The 12,658-nt window shown below is 34.7% G+C and carries 13 protein-coding genes; 11 read left to right on the top strand and 2 right to left on the bottom strand.

The features are described 5' to 3' along the window. Positions 1-49 precede the first annotated feature (49 nt). The 9 genes from BLT30_RS06725 to BLT30_RS06685 all read left to right on the top strand — a co-directional run bounded on the left by BLT30_RS06725 (position 50) and on the right by BLT30_RS06685 (position 6,283). On the top strand, positions 50-1,510 hold the full coding sequence (locus tag BLT30_RS06725) for a tetratricopeptide repeat protein (RefSeq protein WP_089872579.1): 1,461 nt from the start codon (positions 50-52) through the stop codon (positions 1,508-1,510). A gap of 171 nt (positions 1,511-1,681) precedes the next feature. Continuing rightward, entirely contained in the window at positions 1,682-2,317 is a 636-nt protein-coding gene (locus BLT30_RS06720; RefSeq protein ID WP_089872577.1) for a hypothetical protein, read from the top strand. A gap of 107 nt (positions 2,318-2,424) precedes the next feature. Beyond that, complete coding sequence (locus BLT30_RS06715; RefSeq protein ID WP_089872575.1) at positions 2,425-3,108, top strand: hypothetical protein; 684 nt, start codon at positions 2,425-2,427, stop codon at positions 3,106-3,108. 767 nt (positions 3,109-3,875) lie between these two features. Continuing rightward, positions 3,876-4,331 (top strand): hypothetical protein, encoded by a 456-nt coding sequence (locus BLT30_RS06710; protein WP_089872573.1) that lies wholly within the window; start codon positions 3,876-3,878, stop codon positions 4,329-4,331. A 187-nt stretch (positions 4,332-4,518) separates the two neighbouring features. Beyond that, positions 4,519-4,836 (top strand): GNAT family N-acetyltransferase, encoded by a 318-nt coding sequence (locus BLT30_RS06705; RefSeq protein WP_089872571.1) that lies wholly within the window; start codon positions 4,519-4,521, stop codon positions 4,834-4,836. 19 nt (positions 4,837-4,855) lie between these two features. Then, positions 4,856-5,383 carry an NADPH-dependent FMN reductase gene (locus BLT30_RS06700; RefSeq protein ID WP_089872568.1) on the top strand — a complete coding sequence of 176 codons (528 nt, stop codon included), beginning with the start codon at positions 4,856-4,858 and terminating at the stop codon, positions 5,381-5,383. Positions 5,384-5,385: 2 nt separating this feature from the next. Beyond that, on the top strand, positions 5,386-5,598 hold the full coding sequence (locus BLT30_RS06695; RefSeq protein WP_027382520.1) for a (4Fe-4S)-binding protein: 213 nt from the start codon (positions 5,386-5,388) through the stop codon (positions 5,596-5,598). 2 nt (positions 5,599-5,600) lie between these two features. Further along, positions 5,601-5,999, top strand: coding sequence for an OsmC family protein (locus tag BLT30_RS06690; protein ID WP_089872944.1), 399 nt, complete (start codon positions 5,601-5,603; stop codon positions 5,997-5,999). A 2-nt stretch (positions 6,000-6,001) separates the two neighbouring features. Further along, positions 6,002-6,283, top strand: coding sequence for a GNAT family N-acetyltransferase (locus tag BLT30_RS06685; protein ID WP_089872566.1), 282 nt, complete (start codon positions 6,002-6,004; stop codon positions 6,281-6,283). Positions 6,284-6,385: 102 nt separating this feature from the next. Here the strand turns inward: BLT30_RS06685 and BLT30_RS06680 are convergent, their stop codons facing one another. Together BLT30_RS06680 and BLT30_RS06675 are read right to left on the bottom strand one after the other, a co-directional pair. Next, a complete protein-coding gene (locus BLT30_RS06680; protein ID WP_089872565.1) occupies positions 6,386-8,800 on the bottom strand; it encodes a DUF5916 domain-containing protein in 2,415 nt (804 codons plus the stop codon). A 112-nt stretch (positions 8,801-8,912) separates the two neighbouring features. Next, entirely contained in the window at positions 8,913-10,586 is a 1,674-nt protein-coding gene (locus tag BLT30_RS06675; RefSeq protein ID WP_089872563.1) for a glutamine--tRNA ligase/YqeY domain fusion protein, read from the bottom strand. 205 nt (positions 10,587-10,791) lie between these two features. Here BLT30_RS06675 and BLT30_RS06670 point away from each other — a divergent pair, with 205 nt between their 5' ends. Further along, positions 10,792-11,469, top strand: a complete 678-nt coding sequence (locus BLT30_RS06670) for a response regulator transcription factor (RefSeq protein ID WP_027382525.1) — start codon at positions 10,792-10,794, stop codon at positions 11,467-11,469. Between the two features lie 31 nt (positions 11,470-11,500). Beyond that, complete coding sequence (locus BLT30_RS06665) at positions 11,501-12,610, top strand: sensor histidine kinase (RefSeq protein ID WP_089872561.1); 1,110 nt, start codon at positions 11,501-11,503, stop codon at positions 12,608-12,610. Positions 12,611-12,658: the final 48 nt, after the last annotated feature.

The following is a 12,658-nucleotide window of genomic DNA, read 5'->3' as shown; positions in this document are numbered from 1 at the left end:
TCTTAGTGTGATTTCCTTTCTTTTGCTTTCTTTTTAATTAACAGCTACTATGAGATATCCACATTACCTGCACATACTATTGTGCTGCCTTTTCTCTTTATTTTCTTATGCGCAATCTAAAGAAGAAGTTGAAAGAGTCAAAAAAGAATCGATAAGTTTATATGACGAAGGAAAATATGATAAAGCTATAGCAATCAATCAAAGGCTGATAAAAGAATCCAGAGAAGTTGGATATATAAAAGGGATCATGAGTGGTTACAAAAGTCTTTCTTACATTATGAGGGTTAATGGAAAGTATCATGAATCCCTAGCCTTTGTAGAATTATGGGAAAAAGAAAATGAAAGAAATTATGATAAAGGAGAACAATCCATTATCTATTCAGAAAAGGCTGCCCTATATTCTTATCTTGATCTCTACCAACAATCTATCTCATACTCTAAAAAATCGCTTGCATTATCCACACATATCACGGATAAAAAAGCCAGACAAAATTTGAGAGCATTTTGTTACGGTTATCTGGCAATTATGTATAATGATCTGAATAAATTGGACTCATCATTTTATTATAGCAAAAAGGCTTTTTATGAGCAGGACAATATAGAACAATCCAATAGACTGGCATTTTATTATATTTATTATAAAAATGATTTTGATTCCGCTGCATATTATCTAAAATATTCGGAGAGTAAAATAAAAGCAAAGGAGCCGCATGCTTATGAACTGTCTTTATTTTATAGAACCTTAGGAGATTATTACAAAGAAAAAAAAGAATACGATTCGGCAATTATTTATTACAACAAACTTTTACAAATAGGAATCGAAAGAAAAATTCTCGTCGATGTGAAAAATGCCTACCTCTTTATTTCCGAAGCCGCTGAATTGAGTAATGATAAGGAAATGGCAGCCAAGTTTCTTAAAAAATATAATGTTCTATCTGACAGTCTTTCGAGAAGTCAGAAAATTCAACTCAATTATCCAATAGAACAATACATAAAAGAAAGCCAGAAAGAATATAAACATCAGGAAAATATATCCAGATATAAGATTGTTGCAACGGCTTTATTATCTGTTTTGGTATTACTTTTTTTTCTCATAAGAAACCGTAAAAAAGCTGTGAAGCTGAAAAATACTTTAAAAAATAAGGAAGAACTAATTGTAGAAAGAGAGCAAGAAACAAATGAACTTAAAAGTAAGGTCAAAGACGGTTTTGAAGAAGTAACTCTGCTTGCCCGCAAAAACAAACCTGAATTTGTGACGCGTTTCATTGAGATATATCCAGAATTTTATCAGGTTCTTTTAAAATTATATCCTGATATTCCTCCTGAAACTTTAAAATTTTGTGCGCTTCTTAAACTGAATTTTTCAACAAAAGAAATTGCAGACTATAACTTTCTCACAATAAGAGCCATTCAGCTTCGCAAAAACAGACTTAGAAAAAAATTAAACATTCCGTCTTCGGAAGACATTTATGTTTGGATTAATAATTTAGATAAGAAAACAAAGGATTAATTAATTCATTTTCAATTATTTATAATTTTAGATATCTATGAGATAGGCGAATTTTTCACTTCTAATGAGAATTTCCCTTGTTTTGTCATGTTCATTCATCACTAAGGTTTAGACCGGATAGTTCTTCTTCAAGATTTAGAGTCACTATAAAATATATGAAAACAATTCAACATGCTAAACAAAAGAATCCATATAAATTTTTCATTAAAATCTGTTTTCTTTTTCAGGAAGTTGACTTTAGTGATATTTATATCTTTTCTTTTTTATCCTCTATCCGCTCAGGTATTTATTAAAAACAATACTACGTTCTCGGTAAAACAAAGTGCTTTTATTCATTCTTCCGATTCAATTGTTACAAAACCGGCAGCTGCAACAGATAAACCAAAAATTTACCTCATAAGAAGCACATCTATTCATCAGCTTGAGAACACTAACGCCGATATTATTTATATTTCAGCAGAGAAAAGTCAACAGAAAACTAAAGTTGCCAAAATCACCCGCAAGCACAACAAGAAAAAATCACAAAAAAAACCGGAAACCGATTTCTACAGAGAACAATATGCGCGTGTTACACTTTCAGGAAAACCGGCAGATAAGAATTTATCCGGTAATCGTTTTGCTGACGTAGTTATTACAATTATTAGTAATAAACCTTTCTCAAAATTCTTCATCATTATAGGCGTTATAAAAAACTCTTTTGAGAATTTATATTTGAATTCTTCTTATAGCCTGAGAAATTTGAAGGAGAAGGTTGATGTATCTCATAATAACTATTCAGTAACTAGGCCTCCGCCGGTTTTAGTATAAAATATTACTCAAATCTCCGAAAAGAAAAAAATACACTTCTTCATCAATTACAATGTAAGAACAGGATAATCTATTCCAATAAATTAAAAACTCAAAAACAAATCAAAATGAAAAAAAATACATTCTATATAATTGCTACAATTACATTTTCTACATTCTCATTCGCTCAAGTGGGGATCAATACCGAAACCCCACAAAAAACATTACATGTAAATGGAAGCATCCAAATTACAAACGAATTAAATGTAGGCGGAAATAAAGATACTGCAGGAAGTGCTGGAGAGACAGGAAACTTTTTACAATCCAACGGACCGGGTGCAGCGCCAAGCTGGGTAGGTCTGGAAGACCAGTTCATCCCTACTCTTTCGGCAATAGGATTAAGAACAACCGTAACGGGTACATTTGCCCAATTCGCCACAACAACATTAGTTTTTAATTCTGTCCCAAAGATCAATCCGTTGCATCTTACCTACAATTCTACAACAGGAGTATTCACAGTTCAGAAAGCCGGTTATTATCAAATTTTAGTTTATTTAATGTATGATAACAATTCAAACCCCAGTGGCCAAACCAATGGAACAGCAATCACAACAATTATGAGAAATGAAAATACCAGCATAGTTGGAGGTTTCACTTCCGCACATGGTGAAAGAACCCCCACTATTTATCACAGTCCGGCAACTACAGCCTATTTCAACATAGGAGACAGGCTAAGTGTTAGAGGTAGTTTTACTCAAATATACAAGTTTGGAGCAGGATCTAATATCTCTGTTACATACATGGGTGAATAAACCATTGTTTTAAATTGTTCACGAATATAAATGTCCTGATAATCAAAAAAATTGTTAGGCATTTTTTGCTATAACATTTCTGTGACTAATAATGCATGATTATCAACTTATTTATGGAAAAACCTCAGAATTTAAAAATTTTATTCACCCGTATTCAAAACGAAACTTCTAATGCAGAGAAGAAAATAACCAAATAGAAATAAATATTATTTCAATATGCATTATTAATTGTAGATAAATATCTACAAGTTTAGCGATATATATCTAAGACTTTTATAGTTACCCTAATTCTGTATGTTAGTAAATTTGTACCAACAAAAAGAGCCAATTATAATTGTTAAAAAAATCGAAAATAGGATTCTAAAAGCACAAATGATGAATTACTAATTTATCGAAAATAAAAAACACAAATGATGAAATTTTGAGTAATTATTATAAGAACTAAAAATTATAATAATTACAAAGAACACAAGCTCAGAAGATTCTAAAAACACAAATGATGAAATCTTAAGTATAAATTATATAATCGAAAGCTTTTACAATTTATACTAAAAAAACACAAAAACACATTCATAAACACTATTGATGGAAATCAAGTATCTTTTTACGGAGCCGAAAGGCTCTGTAAGAGATACTAAAAAAAACACAAATCGAAAGATTCTAAAAATACAAATGACAGTAAAAACACAAACGAAGAAATCCTAAGTTTCAAGTTACAGAGTCGAACGGCTCTGTAATTTTGACACTTACAAAACACAATTCAAAAGATGAAAATAAATAACAGAAGAAAGACCATCCTAGCGGTGTATGGATTTTCATTCATTCTCTTATTAGACTTTATTTTCTTGTTTTTCGCAGACCGATTTTTAAAGATGAATGATACAACACTGTACGTTATTTGCTTCATTATCTTTTTATTGGCATCATGGAGATTGATAACTCTCAAGCTTTTCTCTTTGGAAATTACCGAGCATATCATCTCTGTAAAATATGGAAATCTATTTTCACAATTAAAAAGACCCGTTCTGGAAGTTCCTTTACACAAGGTTGTTTCCTTAAAAATAGACAAAGAAATCATGGATCGTATTTTACTGATAAGTATCAAATCCAAAAGAGGAATCAGAAATTTCCATTACAGGATCGGAAGTATCTCCAATACCGAAGCGGAAAAATTTGAAAAAATAAAAGATATTATAAAAGCTTCTTCTATAAATGAAGCTTAACCAAGAAACACCAAAGAACAGATAATTATTTAATTTTAACCTTGATTGAAGTCCTGTGAATTAATTTTCACAGGATTTTTTTTATGTTCAAAATCAATTCTTCACGAAAATATCCTACATCAATTTACAGTAATTTTGGTTTCTATAATTTTGAATCAAATAATTACTAACTTTAAAGAAATAAAATATGAAAACAGAATTCGAAGCTATTCCTCTAGTAAAAAACGAAAACAAAAAACGTTTCGAAATAGAAATCGACGGACATTTTGCCTTTATCAATTATGGTGAAAGAGAACATCAGATCGCATTGGTTCACACAGAAACTGAACCAGAATTGGCAGGAACCGGAGCGGCTGTTGCAGTAGTAGAAAAGACCTTGGAATACATCAAAAAAAGCGGAAAAAAACTTTTGCCATTTTGTCCTTATGTTTTTGCATACATCAAAAAACATCCGGAATGGAAAGCTATTGTTGACGAAAAATTCGGTGGATACGACCAACTTTAATTATTTAAAAATTCAAACTATGAAAATATTCGCATTTGCAGGAAGCAATTCTTCGACATCTATCAATAAACAATTGGTAAGATTTGTCCTCAAGAGTTTTCCCAATGAGGAAATTAATCTAATTGACCTTAATGATTTTCTGATGCCTGTTTTTTCAGTAGATCTGGAGAAGAATGGATTTCCGGAAGAAGCACACAGATTTCTGAAAAATATAGAGGATTCTGATGTCATCATATGTTCTTTGGCAGAAAATAACCGTTCTTATAGTGCGGCTTTCAAGAATATATTTGACTGGGCCTCTAGAATTAACGTGAAAGTTTTTCAGGATAGACCAATGTTCCTGATGACAACTTCGCCCGGAGGTTTTGGAGGTGGGAATGTAATGGCAGAGGCTTCCAAGTTTTTCCCACAATTTGGAGCAGACATCAAAGAGACATTTTCTCTTCCGAAATTCTATGAGAATTTTGATTCGGACAATGGCGTTATTGAACCAAAATTACTGAGTGAACTTAATACTAAAATCAAAAACTTTAAAGATCAGATCTAATAATGGAAACCCACGAATATAATACAGGAGAAATAACGATCCTTTGGAAGCCGAAAGTTTGTATTCATGCTGCTGTTTGCGTAAAAATGCTTCCGAAAGTTTACAATCCGAAAGACAGACCTTGGATAAAACCAGAAAATGCCACCACAGAAGAATTGAAAGACCAATTATCAAAATGTCCTTCTGGTGCATTGAGCTATAAACTAAATTCTTAATGATGGGAGTAAAAGTCAAGGCAAGCCTGGGAGCGGAAAAATATTATACTGAAGTAATTGCCGGAGAAAACACGCTTATCACAGATGAGCCAGTTGATAAAGGTGGCGGAAACAAAGGCTTCAACCCCTTTGAGATTCTTGCAACATCTTTGGCAAGCTGTACTGCAGCAACATTAAGAATGTACATTGATAGAAAGGGCTGGGAAATCCCGATGATCAATGTGGAAGTAGACCTGGAGAATTATCCGCAGACCAAAACAGCTCAATTTTGCAGGATCATAGATTTTGGAGAAACGGAAGTAAGTGAGGATATAAGAGACAGGCTTTTTAAGATCGCTGACGCTTGTCCCATTCATAAAATATTGACCAATGATATAGAAATATTAACAAAACTCAAATAAAAATGCTAGAGGTAATACAAAACAACGGAGAAAAGCATGGTGAATTTATCGCACTCTTTGACGGTAAACAGGCAGGACTGATGACCTATACTTGGGCTGGAACAGATAAATTCATAATCGACCATACAGAAGTAGAACCCGCCTACAATGGAAAAGGCGTCGGGAAAGAAATGGTTTATCAGGCTGTGGAATTTGCCCGGGAAAACAATTTAAAGATCATCCCGCTTTGTCCTTTTGCAAAAGCTACTTTTCAAAAGAATGAGGAGATCAGAGATGTTTTATAATTAATGATGAGTTATAAATGATGAATGATATTAAAAAATCCATTTCAGCTTTGAAATGGATCTTGTCTTTTAGTCTTGTATCTTGATTCTAAAAACCCTTTCTTAAAACCAACTCTTCATGCGGTTATAATCTAAGAAATAAGTAACTCTAAGTGAAAAATTGTTGATCATAGGTGTGCTGAAAAGCTCGTCAAAATTATTCTTGAATCGCATTCTGGAAATTTCCAGATAATTGCTGGTCGCATTTCTGTAAAGCAAGGTCAGCTGGCTACCCGGTGCAAACCACCAAGAATAACGCAGATCCACGTTCCAGGAATTGTACGTTCCGTTCAGGCTCGGATTATATGCTGTGTTGGCATTTAAGCTTCCGTCATTATCCAGAATATAAAATTGCTTATAGGTCACGTCCGAAAAATAATGTCTGAAAGCCAGTGCCAAAGTCATTTTCTCATTGAAGGTATATTGACCTGTGATCGCATTCTCATAAGTATTTCTCTGTCTTCTTCCCATATAGATGTTATCAGGATCTTTCCCGGAATATCCAACTTCATTATTACTGAAAACCGGATTGAACTTCCAAATCAAATTGAGTTTATCCGAGGCTCTGTAACGTAGATATAATGATGGAACAACGTAGTTTCTTCCTTTTTGGTCGTAGGCATAATAATCAAGCGTAATATTGTACTGAAGCTTTTTTCGGCTGTCGCTCTCAAACCAAAGCCAGCTGTCAAAGTAACCCGGAACTTTTAAATATCTTCCGAAAGTTCTTGGTTCATAGATATCTTTCTCACCATACGGCGTGAACTCTACTCCACCTCCGAAACTCTGGAATTTCTTATTCGTAAATGAGTTGTTGTGATTGAAGATCAATTTTTGGTTCAGAAACGATTCTAATCTGTGATAGTAATTCAAATTGAAATTCAGATACATATTATTGAGTTTTCCGGTCGGCTGAAGAATTCTGTACCCGTACCAGACGTTATGATTTCCATAATTGGTTTTTGTGGAGAATCCAAGGTCATTGATATCCCAATCCTTGCTCACATAATTGGCATTAACCTCAAATCTGTTCTTGCCGGAAAATTTCCCAATTCCAACGGTTCCTCTATTGCCAAATTTAGTATCACCGTCCATTACCCAGCTTCCTTTGAAATTCCCATAATAATTGTAAGTATTATTTTTGTTGGCAATATTCCACAACAATCCTGTCGCATTGGCATCGCGGAAATCCCCGGTTCTTGTTGTATTGGTATTGACCAAAGTTACCGATGAGTTCCCTCCAAATCTCTGGTCAAAAACCAGAACATTATAATTAGTCCAGGGTTCTACAACTTCTTTTCTTATAGCTCTGGTTTGATTATCTTGAATCGTGGCTTCCATTTTCTCAGTAATACCATTGAAAATCCCAATTCCTAAACCTTTTTTGGTTCTTCCCGAAATTTTAAAGGCGTTGAATAATTTGACTTTTGAAGGATATTCAGTAACCGTTTCATTTTCTGTTGTATCAGGATATCTTGACGGACTTCCTCCCACTCTTCTGGAATAGAACATATCGCCTTTGCTAAACAGTTCCGTTCCTTCCATAAAAAACGAACGCTGCTCTGCAAATTGCTGTTCAAAAGGTGTCAAATTAAGAATCGAGTTATCAAAATTGGCTTGACCAAAATCCGGAATCAAGGTCATATCAAATGTAAAAGCATCGTTGATCCCGTATTTCAAATCCATTCCGCCGTTCACATTCATTTCTGTTTTGCCATCAAAACTGTTGACGTAAGTGGAAAAATAAGGAGTGAAAGAGAGCCTGGTTGGTGTTTTTATTTCGGTAACGCCATTCAAAACGCCATCATACAAAGTATAATTCCCTTTTTGATTGTCCACGTGGTTCCAGTCGTACATCGTATTGGTCCTTTTGATTTTCCGGATCATATTAAGACCAAATTCCTGTATGTCTTTTTTAGGAAAACGCAGTTCGAAAAAAGGAATTTTCATTTCTACAGTCCAGCCTTTATCATTGATTTTCACCGCGCTGTACCAAACGGCATTCCAAGACATATCTTCATTTTCAGTGGTCAATTTTCCATCCACCTGAACTCCGGCTGCGGTCACGATAAATTCCAAACTCTGCTGATGGTCGTTATATCCGTTGATAATTATCCCAAAAAAATCATCATTGGCAATATTGTCTCTTTCCGTTAATTCTTTTAAAATTTTGGAAGGTTCTGGGTCATACATCTGAGCAGCAATGTATAATCCAGTATCATCGTAAAGGAATTTGACCTCGGTTTTCAAACTGTCTGCCTGTGGTCTTCCGTTGTTAGGCTGGCGCTCTACAAAATTGCTGGCAACAGGTACATTTTTCCAGATCTCATCATCCAGAATTCCGTCTATTTTGATAGTCTGGTCTTTCTTGATAGCTTGTAATTTTTTCCTCGAAATACTATCTGAAGCGACAGTTTTCTGTGCGGATAACTGCACACAGAAAAAGATCAATGGAAGAATTCCAAATTTAGTTTTCATAGTTTTATCTTACTTGGAGATAAGACAACGGCAGAATAATTTTCATTACATCGAAACAAAAAAAATCAGACAAAAGCCTGATTTTCAATTTAATATTTTATTTTTTTTATAATTATGGTTTATAACCATCTTTAAGCGTAACGGTTCTGTTGAATACTAAAGTGTCATCAGAAGAATCTCTGTCTTTTATATAATATCCAATTCTCTGGAACTGATAATGGTCTTCCAAAGTAGCATTTTTCAGACTTGGTTCCGCAAAACCGTAAGTAATTCTTAGCGATTGAGGATTGATGAATTGGATGAAATCTACCTCTTTCTCAGCATCCGGCTGTTCTGTGGTGAACAATCTCTCGTAAGTTCTGATCTCGATCGGTAAAGCGTGTTTTGCAGAAACCCAGTGAAGCGTTCCTTTCACTTTTCTAAGACTTGCCTCTGTTCCGCTTCCCGATTTTGAATCTTCATCATAGGTCGCATAGATTGTTGTGATCTCGCCGTTGGCATCTTTCTCAACTCTTTCAGCTTTGATAATATAACCCGCTTTTAATCGGACTTCTCCACCCAATTTCAATCGGAAAAATTTCTTATCAGCTTCTTCTTTGAAATCTTCTCTTTCGATGTAGATCTCTCTTGAGAAAGGAACTTCTCTTGTTCCTGCATTTTCATCCTCAGGATTGTTCTCCGTCTCCAGCCATTCTTCCTTATCCTCAGGATAATTCTCGATGATCAGCTTAACTGGATTTACAACCGCCATTACTCTGGTTGCCGCTTTATTAAGGTCTTCCCTTACTGAAAATTCCAACAATTGGATGTCAATCAGGTTTTCTCTTTTTGCAACACCCACCCTTTCGATAAAGTTTTTGATCGCCGTGGGAGTGTACCCTTTTCTTCGAAGTCCCGAAATGGTAGGCATTCTTGGATCGTCCCAACCAGTTGTTACTCCTTCTGCAACCAATCTTTGAAGTTTTCTTTTGGATGTTACCATATAGGAAACGTTCATCCTTGCGAATTCTCTCTGCTTTGGCGCAACACTTTCATTATCATAAACCTGGTCCAGATACCATTCGTAAAGTGGACGGTGATTCTCGAATTCCAGTGAGCATAACGAATGCGAAATTTGTTCGATATAGTCAGATTCCCCGTGTGCCCAATCGTACATCGGATAGATCTTCCATTTTTCGCCGGTTCTGTGATGCGGTTTTTTCAGGATTCTGTACATCACGGGATCACGCATATTCATATTCGGAGAAGCCATATCGATCTTTGCACGCAAACTCATCGCACCTTCTTCGAATTCTCCGTTCTTCATTTGCTCAAAAAGCTCAAGGCTTTCTTCTATCGGACGATTCCTAAAAGGTGAATCTATTCCTGCCTCAAAAGGATTTTTCCTCTGCGCAGTAATATCTTCGGAAGATTGCTCATCTACATAGGCCTTCCCTTCTTTGATCATTTTAACAGCCCAGATATATAATTGCTCAAAATAATCTGAAGTATATAATTCCTGATCATATTTGAAACCCAACCAATCGATATCAGCTTTAATTGAATCCACAAATTCCTGTTCTTCTTTTGCAGGATTGGTATCATCGAAACGAAGGTTGACAGGTGCATTATATTTTTGCCCTAGCCCAAAGTTGATACAGATGGCTTTTGTATGACCAATATGAAGATAACCATTGGGTTCCGGTGGGAATCTGAAACGCAGCTTAGATGAGTCTAAACCGTTTTCCAGATCGTCTTCTATAATTTGCTCAATAAAATTGAGTGATTTTTTTTCTTCTTCTTCCATAATCTGAAACGTGAAGTGCAAATTTAACTTAATTTCCTCAAAAAATAAAACGATTTTACCTTATAAAAATAGATAAATATTGATGTCAAAAATTCTTTTAAAACGTAACTTTTTTATTTTGTAAATGTTAAATTTGTGTGAACTTTAAACATTTAGTGATACAGAGTTCATTTTTTTTTAATTTTGGGATAATTAATAAATCGAAATGAATCGTAAAAAAATCCTTTTAATTGATGATGAGCAGGACATTCTGGAAATCATCTCTTATAATTTGGAAAAAGAAGGTTATCAAGTCTTTACCGCCGGAAACGGAAACGAAGGTATAGAAAAGGCAAAAGAGATCTTACCAGACCTTATTCTCCTTGATGTGATGATGCCTGAAAAAGATGGGATCGAAACTTGTCAGGACCTTCGCAAGATCAAAGAATTACAAAGAACTTTGATCGTATTTTTATCAGCAAGAAGTGAGGAGTTTTCTCAATTAGCAGGCTATCAGGCTGGTGCCAATGACTATATTGTAAAACTGATCAAGCCAAAAGTTTTGGTCTCAAAAGTTGCTGCATTATTGCAGATGGGCGCTAATTCTCAGGAAAATTCAAATTATATAGAACTTGGTGACCTGATCATTGATAAAGATAATTTCAAAGTATCGAAAGGTAAGGAAGAGTTTTTGCTACCAAAGAAAGAGTTCGATCTGCTTTATCTTTTAGCTTCCAACACAGAGAAAGTTTTCAAAAGAGAAGAGATCTTGGAAAAAGTCTGGGGAAATGATGTGATCGTGGGAGAAAGGACAATCGATGTCCACATCCGGAGATTAAGAGAAAAACTCGGCATCAATACGATACAGACCCTCAAAGGAATAGGTTATAAATTAGTAGTTTAAGATTTTCTAAAAAGAAAATCTTTTTTTTGAGATGAGATTTAGGAATTCTTTAAAGATCAATTGGTTATCTGTTACCGCATCATTCTTATTGGTAGGTGTTGTAGGTGGTGTTGTCTTGCTTTTCGAGTTTTATACGGATGATGTCTATTTCAAAACCAAGGACTTCAATTATTTTCTGATATTTACTTTATGGTTTGTATTCATTCTCAACTATTTTGTTTTAGAGTTTCTATTCAGCTTTTATAGCAAGAATCAGATCAGGAGGATCACAAATATTCTTCCTGAAGATATTATCCACGATTTTGATACAGATATTGGGTTCAAGGAACTTGGCGAAAAAGTTCACGAGATGAATCAGAAAAATGCCGAGATCGATATGATGAAGGAAATGGAAGACTACCGGAAAGAATATATCGGAAACGTTTCCCACGAACTGAAAACTCCATTATTCTCGATTCAAGGTTATATAGAAACATTACGAGAAGGTGGTGTGGAAGACCTTAACATACGAGACAAATATCTTGAAAGAATTGACAAGTCTGTTGAGAGACTCCTTAATATCGTAAAGGATCTGGATATGATCAATCGTTTTGAAGCCGGACAAATTGAGCTCAAATATTCTACTTTTGATATTAATTATTTGATTCAGGAAGTTTTTGACCTTCTGGAAATGGATGCAGAAAAACATTCTATGACAATGCAGCTACAGACCACACAATCTCAGCTTTTTGTGTTTGCGGACAAACAAAGAATTTCTCAGGTCTTGATCAATCTAATTTCTAATGCTGTGAAATACGCCAATCGAGAAGAAGCACAGATCATTGTTTCAACAAGAGAAGGAATGAAAAGCATACATATCTCTGTGGAAGACAACGGAATGGGAATCAAACCAGAAAATCTACCGAGAATCTTTGAACGTTTCTATCGTGTAGAATCCAGTAGAAACAGAAAAGAAGGCGGTTCAGGTCTTGGTCTCGCAATTGTGAAACACATTATGGAAGCCCACAAGCAGAGTATTTCCGTAGAAAGCGTTTATCTTTCCGGAACAAAATTCAAATTCAAATTATCGAAACCTTTCTTGGAAAAATCAAAAAGAACAAACCCGCTTTTATACATCGATAGACATCAACCGATGCGCTGAATTTAAAAAAAACTTTTTTGAAAAAAAATTTCCAATAAACTTTTATGG

Source organism: Epilithonimonas hungarica (genome assembly GCF_900102265.1).
GTDB lineage: Bacteria > Bacteroidota > Bacteroidia > Flavobacteriales > Weeksellaceae > Epilithonimonas > Epilithonimonas hungarica.
The sequence above is the reverse complement of the archived record's forward strand: the minus strand, read 5'-3'. Positions and strand labels throughout refer to the sequence as shown.